The following is a 16,889-nucleotide window of genomic DNA, read 5'->3' on the forward strand; positions in this document are numbered from 1 at the left end:
GGAGTCACCCATGTCCAAGACTGTTATCACCAGCGACAAGGCACCTGCTGCAATCGGTACTTATTCTCAGGCGATCAAAGCTGGCAATACTGTCTACATGTCCGGTCAAATCCCGCTGGACCCAAAAACCATGGAGCTGGTTGAAGGCTTTGAAGCACAGACCATCCAGGTTTTCGAAAACTTGAAGTCGGTGGCTGAAGCTGCTGGTGGTTCGTTCAAGGACATCGTCAAGCTGAACATCTTCCTGACGGACCTGAGCCACTTCGCCAAGGTCAACGAAATCATGGGTAAATACTTCGAACAGCCTTACCCGGCCCGCGCCGCCATCGGCGTTGCAGCCCTGCCAAAGGGTTCGCAGGTTGAGATGGACGCTATTCTGGTACTTGAGTAACACCCTCGGCGCAGCCTCTTCATGCTGCGCCAACCCTCGCTCTTCCTTGTTTCAAAAGGATCCCACCATGCGCAAAGCGCTCGTGTTGTCACTACTCGCCGTTGTTTTGGGTGGTTGTGCCAGCAAACCCGCTCACCGCGACATCAGTGGTGTCTGGATCAACCAGGCTGCAATCGACGCAGCTGCCCATGGCGGTAATTTGCGTGAAGCCCTGCTGGCTTATGGGCCAAACCTTGAGTGGGATATCGACGCCAAAAACGCTACGGCCAATTACACCAACGGCTTTGAGTCGGTTGAAGGCAAGTTGATACCTGAAGACGATGGTACGTGGCAGGTCAGCTTTTATGGGAGCAGCTCCACGGGCCTGAGCCTGGAAGGTGAAGAGTTGATCCAGGGCGAGACTGATGCCGAGCCGCGCCAACCTTTCGTTCGTCCACGGATCACTGCTGCAAGCGACGCACCGCTGGGTGCAAGCTTTGAAACAGCACTCAATTCTGCCTATTTGGGTGGCCAGTGGCGTGTGACCAGCGGCATGGGCAAGGGTAATCAGGTGACCTTTTTAGCCGACGGCCAAGTCAACGGCTTGCCCAACACCCAGAATTACGTACTGTGCCTGGCGGGTGACTGCGCTTCGATGAGTGGCGAACACGACAGCCTCTGGTTGCAACAAGGTGAGATTGGCGCAGCGCACATTTTTGTCCGCAATGGCCCTAGGCTTGAAATCTTCCAGGCGCTGGATTCCGCCGAGCCCGATGATATGCCTCAGTTTTACCCAGGCAAGCTCGAGTGGTCCCTGGAAAAGCTGTAGTTGATCGCCAAAAACCGCGCTATGTAGCCGCTGCCGCAGGCTGCGATGGGTCGCGTGGCACCCCCGGTTTTTACTGAAATCGAAGGTCCTGCGGCCCTTGTCGCAGCCTTCGGCAGCGGCTACAGGTTTCGCGTCAGCCTACGCCTTCCCATCCAAAATTTGGGCATAGCCCTCGCGATAACTCGAGTAGCGCGGCTCCCAGCCCAGCGCCTTGGCGCGGGCATTGCTGCAGCGCTTGCTGCCCGCCCGGCGCGTACTGGTTTCGGCGGCCCATTCGGTAATACCCAAACGCTCGCGCAACCAACCCACGACCTCAGCCAGAGGCACCGGCGCGTTATCAACGCCTATATAGCAATCATCCAGCGCTTTGCCCTCGCGGTCTGCCTCAAGCAAAAAAGCTAAAAACCCGCCAGCATCATCGGCATGAATCCGGTTGCCATACATCGGTGGGTCAACGGCCACTCGATAACCTTTGCGCACCTGCCCCAGCATCCACTCGCGGCCCGGCCCGTAGATCCCGGTCAGACGCACCACACTGGCCGCAAGGCCGCTGTTGAGTGCCACCTGCTCGGCATCGAGCATGATCCGGCCCGAATAGTTCGACGCTTGGGCAGGGGATGTCTCGTCAATCCACTCCCCATCCTTCTGGGCAAAAACGCTGCTGCTGGACACAAACAACAGGCGCTTTGGCCGCTGACCGTTTTGCTCAAGCCAGTTCAGCGTGTTTTTCAGCCCTTGGACATACGCTGCCTGATAACCCGCTTCGTCATGCTCGGTCGCTGCCGCGCTGTACACCACATAGTCGATCTGACCCGTTGGCCATTGCTGCGGGCAGTGCTCGCTGAACAAGTCGCCCTCTACCCCGATGACGCCTGCAGGCAACCGGTCGATGGAGCGCCGCAGGCCATGCACTTGCCAGTTTTTATCGAGCAACTGAACAGCCAGGCGGCTCCCGATATCGCCGCATCCGACGATCAAAACAGAGGCTTGGGACATCGCAGAATTCCTAATGAAAAGTTACAAAGTGACGTAAATGGACACGACCTAAGTCGTGACTTTCGAAAAAAACAGATGCTATTGCTTTTGTTAACAAGAATTACTTGCAATAATAACCCATCATTTTGCCCTTGGTCTTACACCGCGTTGTAGGGCATTACCTCATTACTTTTCTCAGGTCCGGCTAGCATGACACGCAATCATCCCACCGCTTCGCCAACCCAGCCTTTGAGCCCAACACGCGTCTGGCGTGGGGTTGTGGCACTGATGTTCAGCTTGATGCTGGCACCTGTCGCGGCATTTGCCGACGAACCTGCCACCCCAGCCGTGCATGCTGCCACTGAAGCTGCTGCTCCGGCACCTGTTGCAACACCAGGTGCGACAGATCCTACACTGGTTGAAGGTGCAGTTGCCCCTGCCGATGACGCACCGCAAATCAGTGCCGAAGACTACAACAGCCTGGGCATGGCCCATGACCTGTCGCCTTGGGGCATGTACAAAAACGCGGACATCATCGTCAAGATCGTGATGATCGGCTTGGCTATCGCTTCGATCATTACTTGGACGATCTGGATTGCCAAAGGCTTTGAAGTCCTGGGCGCCAAGCGTCGTCTGCGCGTTGAAATCGCCAACCTGAAAAAAGCCCGTACCCTTAAGGAAGCCAGCGAATCTGCGGCCAAAGAAGGCACCCTGGCCCATTTGTTGGTCCAGGACGCGCTCGAAGAAATGCGTCTGTCGGCCAATAGCCGCGAAAAAGAAGGCATCAAGGAGCGTGTGAGCTTCCGTCTTGAGCGTCTGGTGGCGGCTTGCGGTCGCAACATGAGCAGCGGCACGGGCGTGCTCGCCACCATCGGTTCCACTGCGCCGTTCGTCGGCCTGTTCGGTACCGTGTGGGGCATCATGAACAGCTTTATCGGTATCGCTAAAACTCAAACCACCAACCTGGCCGTTGTTGCACCGGGTATTGCCGAAGCCCTGCTGGCCACGGCACTGGGTCTGGTTGCAGCGATCCCTGCGGTAGTGATTTACAACGTCTTCGCCCGCTCCATCACCGGCTACAAGGCTCAGGTGGCTGATGCGTCTGCTGAAGTGTTGCTGTTGGTTAGCCGTGACCTCGATCACTTGCCGCCCGAGCGTAGCTCGCAACCGCACATGGTGAAAGTGGGGTAATCGGCCATGGGCCTGCATTTAAAAGAAGGCGATGACGATCTCGCCGAGAACCATGAAATCAACGTCACCCCCTTTATTGACGTGATGCTGGTACTGCTGATCATCTTCATGGTGGCAGCACCGCTGGCCACTGTAGATATCAAGGTTGACCTGCCAGCGTCGAGTGCCAAACCGGCACCTCGTCCCGAGAAACCGGTATTTCTCAGTGTCAAAGCTGACCAGCGCCTGTATCTGGGTGAAGAGCCGGTTACGGTTCAAGCCCTGGGCCCGACCCTGGATGCCAGGACCCACAACAACAAAGACACGACGATCTTCTTCCAGGCTGACAAAGGCGTGGATTACGGTGACCTGATGAGCGTGATGGATGCTTTGCGCGCAGCCGGTTACTTGAAGGTGGGTCTGGTCGGACTTGAGACGGCAGCCAAGAAATGACCATAGCGCGCCAAAAGATGACGCGTTACGCAACCAGCCTGGCCGTGGTATTGGGTGTCCATGCAGTGGCAGTGATTCTTGCCCTGCAATGGTCCAGCCCGCGCGCGATCGAACTTCCGCCGCAGGCGATGATGGTTGATCTGGCACCACTGCCCGCACCGCCTCCACCTGCGCCGCCTAAAGTGGTGACACCACCACAACCCCCGGCGCCAGTGGAAGAGTTGCCGATACCCAAGCTGGCCGAAGCGCCTAAACCGAAGATTTCTGTACCCAAGCCGGTCAAACCCAAGCAAAAGCCTCAACCGCCCAAGCCTGTGGAGAAACAGGAACCGGTCAAAGAGAAGCCTTCAGAAGAGAAACCCAGCGACGCGACGCCGACCAAGAACACCAGCGAGAAGTCCGCCGCACCGGCCCCAGGGCCATCGGCTCAACAACTGGCGGCCAAAGCCAGTTGGGAAGGTACTTTGCTGAACCACTTGGGCAAGTACAAAAAGTACCCGCCTGCTGCGCAATCCCGTGGCAAGGAAGGCCTGAACCGTCTGCGCTTCGTGGTGGATGCTGAAGGCAAGGTGCTGTCCTACGAGTTGGTAGGGCGCTCCGGCAATGCTGATCTGGACCGGGCCACCCTGGAAATGATTCGCCGGGCACAACCATTGCCCAAGCCGCCGCCCGAGATGCTGACCAATGGCAGCATCGAGATCGTGGCACCGTTCGTTTATTCCATCGATAAACGTCGGCGATAACATCATAAAGGGCACCTCAGGGTGCCCTTTATGCATCTGCAGTATGGATAAAAAACCAGTCATTCAATGATTGGCTACTGTAGCTCTGAGGGTAATGTCTGATAACGTGCGTCTATCGATTGCAGCCGCTATGCTTGGCCCGCAACCACAGGGACGCCCGCTATGACGCTTACAGAATTACGCTACATCGTTACCCTCGCCCAAGAGCAACACTTCGGCCATGCGGCTGAGCGTTGCCACGTCAGCCAGCCGACCCTGTCGGTAGGTGTGAAAAAACTGGAAGACGAACTCGGTGTGCTGATTTTCGAGCGCAGCAAAAGCGCCGTGCGCGTGACCCCGGTGGGTGAAACCATTGTGGCCCAGGCACAGAAGGTGCTGGAGCAGGCCCAGGGCATTCGCGAGCTGGCCCAAGCTGGCAAGAACCAACTGACCGCCCCGCTCAAAGTGGGCGCGATCTACACCGTGGGCCCGTACCTGTTCCCGCACCTGATTCCACAACTGCACCGGGTCGCTCCGCAGATGCCGTTGTATATCGAAGAAAACTTCACTCACGTCCTGCGCGACAAACTGCGCAACGGTGAGTTGGACGCGATCATCATCGCCCTGCCGTTCCATGAAGCAGACGTGTTGACCTTGCCGCTGTACGACGAGCCGTTTTACGTGCTGATGCCCAGCGAACACCCCTGGACCAAGAAAGACACCATCGACGCCAGCCTGCTCAACGACAAGAGCCTGCTGTTGCTGGGCGAAGGTCACTGCTTCCGCGATCAGGTGCTTGAAGCGTGCCCGACCGTGGCCAAAGGCAATGATGGCGCCATGCACACCACGGTTGAATCCAGTTCGTTGGAAACCATCCGTCATATGGTGGCTTCAGGCCTGGGTATTTCGATCCTGCCGTTGTCGGCCGTCGACAGTCACCACTACGCTCCCGGCATTCTGGCCGTGCGTCCGTTGACCCCGCCGGTACCGTTCCGCACGGTGGCCATTGCCTGGCGCGCGAGTTTTCCGCGGCCCAAGGCGATTGAAATTCTCGCTGACTCGATCCGCCTGTGTTCGGTGGCCAAGCCGCCTGCCGCGAAGTAAGCCTGCCGATGACCGAGTTGTCGAAAGTGTCGGTCACCGCGCTCAAGGGCGTGGGCGAGGCTATGGCCGAGAAATTGGCCAAGGTCGGGCTGGAAAACGTCCAGGACGTGCTGTTCCATTTGCCGTTGCGCTATCAGGACCGTACCCGCGTGGTGCCGATTGGCGCCCTGCGCCCCGGACAGGATGCGGTGGTTGAAGGCCGGGTCATCGGTGCTGATGTGGTCATGGGCAAGCGCCGCAGCTTGCTGGTGCGGATCAACGATGGCACCGGCGGCCTGAGTCTGCGCTTCTATCACTTCAGCAATGCGCAAAAAGACAGCCTCAAGCGCGGCACCGAAGTGCGTTGCTATGGCGAGGCTCGCCCCGGTGCTTCGGGGTTGGAGATTTATCATCCCGAATACCGCGCCATCACGGGCGATGAGCCGCCCCCCGTCGATACCACGCTGACACCGATTTATCCCACAACCGAAGGCCTGACCCAGCAACGTCTGCGCCAGCTCAGCCAGCAAAGCCTGGCCATGCTCGGTCCGCGTAGCCTGCCCGACTGGTTGCCACCAGAACTGGCCAAGGACTACCAATTGGCCCCGCTGGACCAAGCCATTCGCTACTTGCATCAGCCGCCCGCCGATGCAGACGTCGAAGAGCTCGCCCTGGGCCATCACTGGGCGCAGCACCGCTTGGCCTTTGAAGAACTGCTGACTCACCAACTGTCCCAGCAGCGTCTGCGTGAGAGCTTGCGTTCCCAGCAGGCGCCCGCCTTGCCCAAGGCGAAAAAGCTGCCGGTGCAGTTTCTCGCCAATCTGGGTTTTCCGCCGACTGGCGCACAGAGCCGGGTCGGCAACGAAATTGCCTACGACCTCAGCCAGCCCGAGCCCATGCTGCGCCTGATTCAGGGCGACGTAGGCTCCGGCAAGACGGTCGTCGCGGCGATGGCGGCCTTGCAGGCGCTTGAAGCGGGCTATCAGGTGGCACTGATGGCCCCCACGGAAATTCTCGCCGAGCAGCACTTCATCAACTTCAAGCGCTGGCTGGAGCCTTTGGGGCTTGAAGTTGCCTGGCTGGCCGGCAAGCTCAAGGGCAAGGCCCGTGTGGCGGCGACGGAGCAAATCGCCAGCGGCGTACCTATGGTTGTCGGCACCCACGCCCTGTTTCAGGACCATGTGCAGTTCAAGAACCTCGCGCTGGTGATCATCGACGAACAACATCGCTTCGGCGTGCAGCAACGTCTGGCCCTGCGCAACAAGGGCGTGGGCGGCGTCATGTGTCCGCACCAGTTGATCATGACCGCGACCCCGATCCCGCGCACCCTGGCCATGAGTGCCTACGCCGACCTCGATACCTCGATCCTCGACGAACTGCCGCCTGGCCGAACCCCGGTCAACACCGTGCTGGTAGTCGACACGCGGCGCCTCGAAGTGATCGAGCGAGTGCGTGCGGCGTGCGCGGAAGGGCGTCAGGCTTATTGGGTCTGCACCCTGATCGAGGAATCGGAAGAGATGACCTGCCAGGCCGCTGAAACCACCTACGAAGACCTTTCCAGCGCCTTGGGCGAATTGCGCGTCGGCTTGATCCACGGGCGTATGAAAGCTGCGGAAAAGGCCGCGGTCATGGCCGAGTTCAAGGCCGGTGCACTGCAATTGCTGGTGGCGACCACGGTGATTGAAGTAGGCGTCGACGTGCCCAATTCCAGCCTGATGATCATCGAAAACCCCGAGCGTCTGGGGCTGTCCCAGCTTCACCAATTGCGTGGGCGTGTCGGCCGGGGCAGCGCCGCGAGCCACTGCGTGTTGCTGTATCACCCGCCGCTGTCACAAATTGGCCGTCAGCGCCTGGGTATCATGCGCGAGACCAACGACGGTTTCGTGATTGCTGAAAAAGACCTTGAACTGCGCGGCCCCGGCGAGATGCTCGGCACCCGCCAGACCGGCCTTCTGCAGTTCAAGGTCGCCGACCTGATGCGCGATGCCGACCTGCTGCCCGCCGTGCGCGAGGCTGCCCAGGCGTTGATTGAGCGCTGGCCGAGCCACGTCAGCCCCTTGCTGGATCGCTGGCTGCGGCACGGTCAGCAATACGGTCAGGTGTAAATATCATTCAGGAAATGGCTCTGCGGCCGATCAAGTAACGGCTTATCAAATTTGAGTTGTAGAGAACGGATGCAGACCATGACTGAAGTTGCCAGCGCCCCTGCCGTTGCGAGCACGCCATCTGTTATCGGGCGCTTGCTCGGTGACTTGGCCATCGCTTACCGCGAAGTTACCGATCACCCTGGGCTTGACCCGGCGCGCAAGGTGCAGGCCGTACTGCTCGATGATTCGGTGGGCGCCCTGATGGTGCTGTATACGCAGAGCCATTTGCTTGATCTGAACCGTCTGGCCGATTTGATCGGACGCCGCATGACCGCCGTTGCGCCGGATCGCCTGCAACTTCTGCTCGACAAACATGGCCTGAGCCTGCTGCCCGGTTTGCCAGCGCTGACCAACTCACCCTGCCTGTACGAAGAGCAATTGCTGTTGCAGCCTTCGCTGCTCATCAGCGCCGGCGAGTCGGGGATAATGCTGGAAATTTCCCGGGAGGACTTCAAACGCCTGCTCAGCAACGCCAGCGCCGGTCGTTTTGGTGTGCCCTTGAGCACGATCGAACTCAACCGGGATCATGCCGGTGACGACGGTGAGGCAATCACCCAGGCGGTCCAGGCATTTACCGCACGGCGTATTCAGCAACGACTTGAAGCTACCATCGAGCTGCCGCCGCTGTCAGAGAGCGTGCGCAAAATCATGCGGTTGCGCTCCGACCCTGAAGTCACCATCGACGAAGTGACCAGCGTTGTCGAAACTGACCCGGCTCTGGCGGCACAAGTCTTGAGCTGGGCGTCATCCTCGTACTACGCGTCACAGAGCAAGATCCGTTCGGTTGAAGACGCCATTGTGCGGGTGCTAGGGGTTGATCTAGTGATCAACCTGGCGCTTAGCCTGTCGTTGGGTAAAACCCTGAGCTTGCCCAAGGATCACCCGCAGTCGAGTACTCCGTACTGGCAGCAGTCGATCTACACCGCTGCGGTGATTGAAGGGCTGACCCGTGCCATGCCTCGTGAGCATCGCCCTGAAGTCGGCCTGACTTACCTGGCGGGGCTGCTGCACAACTTTGGTTATTTGCTGCTGGCCTATGTGTTTCCGCCGCATTTTTCGCTGATTTGCCGTCATCTTGAAGTTAATCCCCACGTCAGTCATAGCGTGATCGAACAGCACTTGCTGGGCATCAGCCGTGAGCAGATGGGCGCTTGGTTGATGGGTTTTTGGGAAATGCCGGACGAATTGGCGATAGCGGTGCGTTTTCAGCACGATCCGGACTACGTCGGCACAGACGCGCAATTTCCGAATCTGGTGTGCGTAGCGCTGGGGTTGCTGCGTAGTCGCGGCATTGGGCAGGGGGCTTGTACGCCATTGCCGGATGCATTGTTTGAGCGCTTGGGCGTGCCTCGCGACAAGGCTGAAGCGGTGGTCGGCAAAGTGCTTGAGGCCGAGGTGTTGCTGCGTGAAATGGCGGCGAAGTTCAGCCAGAACTGATGCTTCACGTAGCAGCTGCCGAAGGAACGAGGCTGCGTCCGGCGGCACAGCCGTCGTAAAACCAGGTCATGGGTTTTTATAGAAAAACCGTATGTTCAGGATTTACGATCGCTTCGCAATCGAACGAAGCCTCGTTCCTTCGGCAGCTGCTACAAATACCCGTAACGCTTAAACCTTCGGTTTTTTACGCGGCTTGAGGTACTTGGTCAGGCCCTGGAACCAGATTACCAGCGCCGGGTTGCCCTTGATCTGAATCGATTTGTCCTGAATCCCGGTCATAAACGCCAACTGCTTGTTTTTCGCTTGCAGCGTGGCGAAGCCGTAGGCGGCATCTTTGAAGGCGATAGCAAACGCAGGCTCGGGGTACATGCCGCTGTGACTGGTGATGCGCTGGTTTTTAACCTTGAAATGACGGGCCACTTTGCCGTCCAGGGTTTGCAACTGGAACACCAGATCCTTTTCAGCCAATTGTTGCTGAAATGCAGGATTCTTACGGCTGGCTTTGCCCATCAGAAAGCCCAGCATCCAGAGCAAAAAACGAAATTTCATGTACGCGGCCTCGGGGGAATAGATAAATGGCCGGCGCAGTGTAACGACTTGAGCGAAGAACGCCATAAATCTGCAGAGATAGGCGTAGATGGGATGGTTTTTGCCACTTATGGCCGCACAATCGACTCGCTCGTTATCAAGAATGGGCTGCTGGAAGGGCCAGCTTGCCCATTCTTCATCGGGTCGGTGCCTTAAGGATTAACGCTGTCCTTGAGGAACTTGCCCGGCTTGAACGCTACCGTGTTGCTGGCCTTGATGGTGACTGGCTGACCGGTTTGCGGGTTTTGCCCGGTGCGGGCACCGCGATGACGCTGAATAAAGGTGCCGAAGCCGACCAGCGTGACGCTGTCCTTGCGATGCAGGGCCTGGGTGATTTCTTCAAGCACGGCATTGAGTACGCGGTTGGCTTGTTCTTTGGTTAGGTCGGCCTTTTCAGCAATAGCGGCGGCGAGATCTGGTTTACGCATGATGAAGCCTCATTGACGGTTTTTTGTTGTTATGTCCGTGCTGCTCTCTTCGGAGCAGCTCCAAGGCGCCGCAGGCTCTAAACTGCGGCAGACCGGTGTGAGAATGGCACGCGGCCAAGCCCGACGCCAGCCTCTGCACCGGCTTTGTTGAGTCCAGGCAATGCCATATGCGACAGAGTGCGCAGTGTTTACGCCAAAAGAGCAGGCAGCTCTTTGTTCAGTGCGAGTTTTTCACGAACGGCTTCGCCGGTCAGGGCATAACCGAGCAGTCGTCCGTTGGCGTCGCGGCACAGCGCCTTGATATCAGCGCCCTGACCCTCCACGGTCCATACACCCTCATGGCCACGCGGCACGGGTGACACCACCAGTGGGCAAACCGGAGTCTTGACCGTAATCGGCATTGCCCCGTAGCTGACGGTCGTCGGGTTGCCCGCCAGAGTTTGCGCCAGTGCGCGGGCACAACTCATCAGCGGCATTACGTACAGCAGGCTCAAACCATCGACCTCTGCGCAATCGCCCAGCGCGTAGATGTTGTCGTGGGAGGTCTGGAGCTGACGGTTTACTTCGATCCCGCGATTGACCTGAATCCCGGCAGCGGCCGCCATATCAATACGCGGGCGCAAACCGATGGCAGACACCACCACATCGCACGGGATCACACTGCCATCGGACAAATGCGCATCGAGCCCGGCGTCAGTACGCTGCAGACGGGTCAACACCGGGCCCAGGTGCAAGCGGGCGCCCAGGCTTTCAAGCCCGGCCTGGACCGCCGCCGCGGCAGCAGGATGCAACAGGGTTGGCATCACCTGCTCGCAGGGCGCGACCATATCCACCTCATAACCGCCCGCAATCAAGTCATTGGCAAATTCGCAGCCGATCAACCCGGCACCCAGAATCAGAACGCGGCGCTTGCCTGCCGCTGCTGCCCGAAATCGGGCGTAATCTTCAAGATCATTGATCGGGAAGATCGCGTCCTGTGCGTCACCCTCCACGGGTACCTGCACCGTTTGCGCGCCCCACGCCAGGATCAGGTCGCGGTACGGCACGGCTTCTTCACCGATCCACAACTGCTTGTGGCCCGGGTCGATCCCGCTGACACGGGTGTGAGGACGCACCTGGGCCTTGAGTTGATCGGCCATCGCCTCAGGCGTTGCCATGCTCAGGCCGTCGGCCTCTTTGTTCTTGCCAAAACCGGTGGACAGCATTGGCTTGGAGTAGGAGCGCCCGTCATCGGCAGTGATCAGCAGCAGCGGGGTTTCGCTGTCCAGCTTGCGAAACTCACGGGCCAGGTTATAGCCAGCCAGCCCAGTGCCAACGATCACGACAGGTGCGTTCATTCCAATCTCCAGAGAGTGAGTCAGGGTTTTAAAAGGGTCGATCAGTTGATTTCAATCATCTCGAAATCCATTTTGCCGACGCCGCAATCCGGGCACAGCCAGTCTTCAGGCACGTCTTGCCACAGTGTGCCGGGGGCGATGCCATCATCCGGCCAGCCGTCGGCTTCGTTATAAATCAGTCCACAAACAATGCATTGCCACTTTTTCATCGGGGTACTTCCTAAAGGTTCAGGCTTGAACGAGCTCACGGACTTTTCGAGACTGCCGTGTTGCTCGTTAAATTCAGGGCGTTTTGTACTGATGACCACAGGCAGATGCAAGCACCAATGCTGCCAAAAGGCCCTCGACCGCTCATTCAAGGACCAGCGTGATAAGCTCGCCGACCTCAATGGCTGCCAATTATGACCCACCGTGCCGCACATAACTTCTCCGCTGATCTCCCCTGTCTGGCTTGAACAAGGCCATCTTGCTGCGCTGCCTGATGCACAGACCCTCGACTGGTTATTTGACGAGGGCTCTCTGACTCGGCGCCTTACTGCAGTTTCAGATAATTCCTTCAGTGTGCTTCCGCTTTTTGAAGGTTGGCAACAATTGCGCCCGGACGAGTGTGCAGCGCTTGACCTGCCCCTGGGCGTTCAGGGCTGGGTGCGCGAAGTGTATTTACGTGGTCACGGGCAGCCGTGGGTGTTCGCTCGTAGCGTGGCGGCCCAAAGCTCACTGGAGGAGGGTGGTCTGAACATGGACGAACTCGGCACCCGTTCACTGGGCGAACTGCTGTTTAGCGATCAGGCATTTGAGCGTGGCGCGCTGCAAGTGTGCCACTACCCGCGCCACTGGTTGCCGCCAGTCGATCAGGCCGACCTGCTGTGGGGCCGCCGTTCGCGCTTTGTGCGCGGGGCACTGAGCGTGCTGGTGGCCGAAGTGTTTTTACCCAAACTGTGGGCCGCCCTCAGTGCCCGGTCGGAGAACAACTGATGTACACGCGTTTGCTCAAATCACTCAATCGCCTGAACCCTCGCGCCTGGGATTTCATTCAACTGACCCGCATGGACAAACCCATCGGCATTTATCTGCTGCTGTGGCCGACCTTGTGGGCGCTGTGGGTTGCGGCCAAGGGCGTGCCCTCGTTGAGCAACCTGCTGATTTTTGTCTTCGGCGTGATCCTGACCCGAGCGGGGGGCTGCGTGATCAACGATTTTGCCGATCGCAAAGTGGATGGCCACGTCAAACGAACAGAGCAGCGGCCTATGGCCAGTGGGAAAATCAGCAGTAAAGAGGCGTTGGTGTTTTTTGCGCTGCTGATGGGAGTCAGTTTCCTGCTGGTACTGTTCACCAATGCGCCAACCATCTGGCTTTCATTCGGCGGGCTGGCACTGGCTGCGACTTACCCGTTCATGAAGCGCTTCACCTACTACCCGCAAGTGGTACTGGGCGCTGCGTTCTCGTGGGGCATACCGATGGCCTTCACCGCTGAAACCGGCAGCCTGCCGGCTGCTGCGTGGTTGCTGTATATCGCCAACCTGCTGTGGACAGTGGCCTACGACACCTACTACGCCATGACCGACCGCGACGACGACCTCAAGATCGGTGTCAAATCCACCGCCATCCTGTTTGGCGATGCCGACCGTGTAATCATCCTGAGCCTGCAAGGCCTGGCCTTGGGCTGTCTGTTGCTGGCGGGAGCGCATTTTGAACTGGGTAGCTGGTTCCGCCTTGGCCTACTGGGCGCTGCAGCGTGCTTTGCGTGGGAATTCTGGTACACCCGTAACCGCGATCCGCAGCGCTGCTTCAGAGCCTTTTTGCACAACCACTGGGCAGGTTTGGCGATTTTTGTGGGGATCGTATTGGATTACGCCCTGCGCTAGCACCCTGAAAACCTTTACCTCACCGGCACCAGCCGCAACGTACTGCGCGTATTGAGCTGGATTTCGGCTTCGTCCATGTGCGGTTTGTCGTAATCGCCTTCGATGTAGGATTCGGCCTGGTCGCGGTAGTGCTTGTCGAAGGGCACGCCGCTTTGGCCTACCGGGTTGATGGTCAGCCCGTGGGACGGGTTGGCAAAGTCGATCAGGCGCCGGGTAGATGGGCCGTAGGTCACCGGCCAAGGTGCGTTGCCGAGTTTGGCGCTGAGGTTGTTCGGTACTTCGTGGCTACCGGGGGCGGCGAAGGGGCCGACGTTGAACAGCCAGTCCAGCGGTTTTTGCCTCCCCAGCGGGTGGTCGTGGGTCAGGGTGTGGGCGCGGCCCCAGCGCCATTGGGCAGGGTCGTCACCCAAGGCGGTCTTAAGTTGGGCCATGCTGGCTTGCCAGGCGATCTTGACCGTGTCGGTGCGGGTCTCTTTTTGCGTTGTATTGCGGTTATCCCACCACGGCGAATCCGGGCTGGCGGCCAGGCGCGGCAAAGCCGCATCGATCACGCGGGTGCTCAGCATGGCGTCAAAAAAGGCATCGCCCAATTTGTCGCGCATGGTTGCCTCGGTCAGGCTGAACAAGAACTGGTTGAACAATGTGGCGGCGGTTGAGTCCAGCGGGTAATCGCCCTTCCACTGCGCCAATTGTTCCACCAACTTGCGTTCGGCGGGGTCGCTGACCACTTCGCGCAGCACCGGCAACAACGGTTTGAGCACGCGTTGGCCGTAGTCGGTAGCGGTACCCAGTTGCAGCGCTTGGCTGTTCTTCAGGTTCCACTTCACGCTGGTATTGCTGAGCTGGCGATTCAGTTGTTGGCCGCGATCCGTCAGGTTGTAGTAGCCGGGAATCTCGATGCCAGCAGGTGACACCGGTTGAAAGTTGGCCGATACGATATAGCCGCGTGCCGGGTTTTCTTCCTGCGGGTTGGCGCTGAACGGGTAAAAGCCGTCTTTATCGGCCTGGCCCGTGCTGCCATCGAGGATAAACGCCGGATTGACACCGGCTGGACGCTTGGGCAATTGCGCCGCTGCCCACCAACCGATGTCACCCTTGGCGTTGGCCCATACCAGATTGAGCCCCGGTGCCTGAATGTAGGTGGCCGCGGTCCTGGCCTTGCTCAGGCTGTCGGCGCGGTTGAGCTGGTAGAAACCTTCGAGAATCGGGTTCTTCGTCTGCAGAAAACCCCACCACATGGCAATTGGCGTGTTGCCCGCGGTCGTGCCCAGCACGTCATTGATAATTGGCCCGTGGGGCGACTGGCGCAGGGTCAGTGTCACCGGCGCCTCGCCCTTGACCGCAATTTGTTGTTCGCTGCTGGTCATGTCGACCCACTGTCCGTGGTACCACACCTGATTCGGGTTGTCGGGGTTGGTCTTCTCGGCGATCAGGTCCAGATCATCGTTCTGGAACATGGTCAGGCTCCAGCCAAAGTCGCGGTTGTTGCCCAGGAAGGCGAACGGCACCAGCGCCTGATGGTAGCCATACAGATCGAAGTCGGGCGCCGAAAGTTGGGCCTCGTACCACACCGAGGGCGCCGAAAAGCGAATATGCGGGTCACCCGCCAGCAGTGGTTTACCACTTTGCGTGCGCTTGCCCGACACCACCCAGGCATTACTGCCTTCAAACTGCGGCAAGCCCACCTGGCTCAAGGCCTGATCGCTGAGCTGGGCCAACGCCCCCAAGGCTTTCCAGTCATTGGCTGCCAGCACCGGGGCCAATACACCTTGAGGTTGCCAATCCAGATCAAATATTTTCAGATAATCGCTGCCCAGCTGATCGCGTATATAAGTCAGCACTGGCTCGGTACGAAAGGCCGCGGCAAAGCTGTAGGCCATGTAACCGGCGACGCTGATGGTGTCTTCGGCGGTAAAGGGCCGTGGCGTGATGCCCAGCAGGTCGAACTCCACAGGTTTGGCGTGGCTGGCCTGGTATTGATTGATCCCGTCCAGATACGCCTGCAAGGCCATGAATGCCGGGGATTGCTGATCCAGTTCAGTCAGGTAGCTGGCGGCCCGTTCGCGAATGCGCAGGCTGCGAAACAGCTTGTCGGTATCGACCAGCTTGGGGCCGAGCACCTCGGCCAGCTCACCCCGCGCCAGGCGGCGCATGATTTCCATCTGAAACAGTCGGTCCTGCGCCTGTACATAGCCGAGAGCGCGGTACATGTCTGCCTGATTGCCCGCCCGTATATGCGGCACCCCGCGCTCGTCATACCGCACCGTGACCGGCCCTTGCAGCGCATCAAGCGCAACTTGCCCCTGACGAGTGGGCAGTTTGCTCTGCACGTACCAGAACCCGCCGCCTGCGATGGCGGCGACGACAAGGGCGATGACGGTAAGGCTGCGTTTCATGGAGCGTCCTTAGGGTAATAACTACAGCGAGTGTAGGGGCTGAGACTTGATTGAGAAAGTCAGTCATTCAATGCGAGCAGGTTATTTCGTACAAAATTCAGGGCTTGGTCTTACATGGTAAGACGTTGTGCAGATTAGGATGCCTGTCTATAAATTAAGTAACGTTATTTATAAGAAGTTTATCGCCTGCCTGCCCGCTTGGATATTTAATCAATTGCATGGACACCCTGCCTTTAGTCAGTTTATTGACAAGGAGTAAGTATGTCATTTGATATAAGTAATAATTCGGTTTTGCAGACCGCCTGTGTTATTGAGGCTCGATCATTTAAATATAAAGCCAAGATAGCCTCGGTATCACCGCTTGCAAAGCGCAATGATTTTGAACTGTCAGGTAGTTGTTTTCTTGGAATAAGCCTTGAAAATAGCCACTTCTACCCACAGAAGCTGGCTGGAATTCTGGAGTGGATTTCTCGGCGATTTGCGCAGTGTACGGTGCTGGTCGGGGACAGTATTCATCGGTTGACCCTGCAATCAGTGCATAACTTGCAGCCGCCAGTGGCGATGGTTGCAGCACTGGCGTTGGGTGAGCGTTTTATGCGGGAAAACCAGCCGGTATTTGACCGTTTCAGTACGGCCACACGGTTTCGCTTTCTCACCTGTCACGGGGTTCAGGCGCAAGTTGGCTATCAGTATTTTCATCGCCAGCTCCTGCAGCTCTATCGTACGGATGCTCGGTTCAATCAATCGGTAAAACGCTTTGCCGAGCACTATTTGCGCAAAAAATTCGATCTGTTGGAGCCATCAGAATGGGCGCGGCAGGTCGCGTTTTCGGCGGATTATTTTCTTGAAGAGTTTGCGATTTTTGCCTGCCTGCAACAACAGGGGCACTCGGTCATGATCTACCCAGGGTCGTTCAGCACCCTGTCGGAGATCGCCCAAGGTTTGCATCCTCTGGCGCCTGAAGAACTCAAGGCGCTGACCATCGTTTCTCTGTGTGTGAAAGGGCGTTGAATATGCGCAGCTTTAGGGCGCCAGCCCCTGCGAATCAGCTCTACAGCACGGTTTACCACAAGCGCGTGGATACCCGGC

At 58.4% G+C, this 16,889-nt stretch carries 17 protein-coding genes; 11 read left to right on the forward strand and 6 right to left on the reverse strand.

The window, feature by feature from the left end; genetic code table 11:
* Window positions 1-10: 10 nt before the first annotated feature.
* Window positions 11-391 carry a RidA family protein gene (locus V6L79_RS03910; protein WP_153432836.1) on the forward strand — a complete coding sequence of 127 codons (381 nt, stop codon included), beginning with the start codon at window positions 11-13 and terminating at the stop codon, window positions 389-391.
* 67 nt (window positions 392-458) lie between these two features.
* Entirely contained in the window at window positions 459-1,199 is a 741-nt protein-coding gene (locus V6L79_RS03915; protein ID WP_261740459.1) for a hypothetical protein, read from the forward strand.
* A 138-nt stretch (window positions 1,200-1,337) separates the two neighbouring features.
* On the opposite strand, the gene V6L79_RS03920 is transcribed toward V6L79_RS03915, so the two are convergent.
* On the reverse strand, window positions 1,338-2,195 hold the full coding sequence (locus V6L79_RS03920; protein WP_321835290.1) for an SDR family oxidoreductase: 858 nt from the start codon (window positions 2,193-2,195) through the stop codon (window positions 1,338-1,340).
* 189 nt (window positions 2,196-2,384) lie between these two features.
* Here V6L79_RS03920 and exbB point away from each other — a divergent pair, with 189 nt between their 5' ends.
* The 6 genes from exbB (at window position 2,385) to V6L79_RS03950 (ending at window position 9,186) form a co-directional block, all read left to right on the forward strand.
* The gene (gene exbB / locus V6L79_RS03925) at window positions 2,385-3,365 is read left to right on the forward strand and encodes a tonB-system energizer ExbB (RefSeq protein WP_338579841.1); all 981 of its coding nucleotides are present in this window, start codon (window positions 2,385-2,387) and stop codon (window positions 3,363-3,365) included.
* A gap of 6 nt (window positions 3,366-3,371) precedes the next feature.
* Window positions 3,372-3,797, forward strand: a complete 426-nt coding sequence (exbD, locus tag V6L79_RS03930) for a TonB system transport protein ExbD (RefSeq protein ID WP_261740462.1) — start codon at window positions 3,372-3,374, stop codon at window positions 3,795-3,797.
* Window positions 3,794-4,540, forward strand: coding sequence for an energy transducer TonB (locus tag V6L79_RS03935; RefSeq protein WP_261740463.1), 747 nt, complete (start codon window positions 3,794-3,796; stop codon window positions 4,538-4,540). Before exbD ends, V6L79_RS03935 begins: the two co-directional genes overlap by 4 nt.
* A 162-nt stretch (window positions 4,541-4,702) precedes the next feature.
* A complete protein-coding gene (locus tag V6L79_RS03940) occupies window positions 4,703-5,623 on the forward strand; it encodes a LysR substrate-binding domain-containing protein (RefSeq protein ID WP_321835293.1) in 921 nt (306 codons plus the stop codon).
* Between the two features lie 8 nt (window positions 5,624-5,631).
* Window positions 5,632-7,707 (forward strand): ATP-dependent DNA helicase RecG, encoded by a 2,076-nt coding sequence (gene recG / locus V6L79_RS03945; protein WP_338580296.1) that lies wholly within the window; start codon window positions 5,632-5,634, stop codon window positions 7,705-7,707.
* Between the two features lie 78 nt (window positions 7,708-7,785).
* Window positions 7,786-9,186 carry an HDOD domain-containing protein gene (locus V6L79_RS03950; RefSeq protein WP_338579842.1) on the forward strand — a complete coding sequence of 467 codons (1,401 nt, stop codon included), beginning with the start codon at window positions 7,786-7,788 and terminating at the stop codon, window positions 9,184-9,186.
* 168 nt (window positions 9,187-9,354) lie between these two features.
* Here V6L79_RS03950 and V6L79_RS03955 read toward each other — a convergent pair whose 3' ends face one another.
* The 4 genes from V6L79_RS03955 to V6L79_RS03970 all read right to left on the reverse strand — a co-directional run bounded on the left by V6L79_RS03955 (window position 9,355) and on the right by V6L79_RS03970 (window position 11,748).
* The gene (locus tag V6L79_RS03955; RefSeq protein ID WP_261740466.1) at window positions 9,355-9,735 is read right to left on the reverse strand and encodes a helicase; all 381 of its coding nucleotides are present in this window, start codon (window positions 9,733-9,735) and stop codon (window positions 9,355-9,357) included.
* A gap of 191 nt (window positions 9,736-9,926) precedes the next feature.
* Window positions 9,927-10,202: an HU family DNA-binding protein gene (locus V6L79_RS03960; protein ID WP_016782719.1), complete on the reverse strand. Its 276-nt coding sequence runs from the start codon at window positions 10,200-10,202 to the stop codon at window positions 9,927-9,929.
* Between the two features lie 188 nt (window positions 10,203-10,390).
* Complete coding sequence (locus V6L79_RS03965; protein ID WP_338579843.1) at window positions 10,391-11,539, reverse strand: FAD-dependent oxidoreductase; 1,149 nt, start codon at window positions 11,537-11,539, stop codon at window positions 10,391-10,393.
* A 41-nt stretch (window positions 11,540-11,580) separates the two neighbouring features.
* Window positions 11,581-11,748, reverse strand: a complete 168-nt coding sequence (locus V6L79_RS03970; protein WP_003437744.1) for a rubredoxin — start codon at window positions 11,746-11,748, stop codon at window positions 11,581-11,583.
* 202 nt (window positions 11,749-11,950) lie between these two features.
* On the opposite strand from V6L79_RS03970, the gene V6L79_RS03975 reads away from it, so the two are divergent.
* Both V6L79_RS03975 and ubiA read left to right on the forward strand, forming a co-directional pair.
* Window positions 11,951-12,514, forward strand: a complete 564-nt coding sequence (locus tag V6L79_RS03975; protein ID WP_395246951.1) for a chorismate--pyruvate lyase family protein — start codon at window positions 11,951-11,953, stop codon at window positions 12,512-12,514.
* A complete protein-coding gene (ubiA, locus tag V6L79_RS03980) occupies window positions 12,514-13,404 on the forward strand; it encodes a 4-hydroxybenzoate octaprenyltransferase (protein WP_338579844.1) in 891 nt (296 codons plus the stop codon). The genes V6L79_RS03975 and ubiA overlap by 1 nt, the downstream gene beginning before the upstream one ends.
* Window positions 13,405-13,418: 14 nt before the next feature.
* On the opposite strand, the gene V6L79_RS03985 is transcribed toward ubiA, so the two are convergent.
* Window positions 13,419-15,800 (reverse strand): penicillin acylase family protein, encoded by a 2,382-nt coding sequence (locus V6L79_RS03985; protein ID WP_338579845.1) that lies wholly within the window; start codon window positions 15,798-15,800, stop codon window positions 13,419-13,421.
* A 261-nt stretch (window positions 15,801-16,061) separates the two neighbouring features.
* On the opposite strand from V6L79_RS03985, the gene V6L79_RS03990 reads away from it, so the two are divergent.
* A complete protein-coding gene (locus tag V6L79_RS03990; RefSeq protein ID WP_261740469.1) occupies window positions 16,062-16,811 on the forward strand; it encodes a tRNA-dependent cyclodipeptide synthase in 750 nt (249 codons plus the stop codon).
* The last annotated feature ends 78 nt before the right edge of the window (window positions 16,812-16,889 follow it).

Source organism: Pseudomonas sp. ML2-2023-6, assembly GCF_037055265.1.
Taxonomy (GTDB): Bacteria; Pseudomonadota; Gammaproteobacteria; order Pseudomonadales; family Pseudomonadaceae; genus Aquipseudomonas; species Aquipseudomonas kulmbachensis.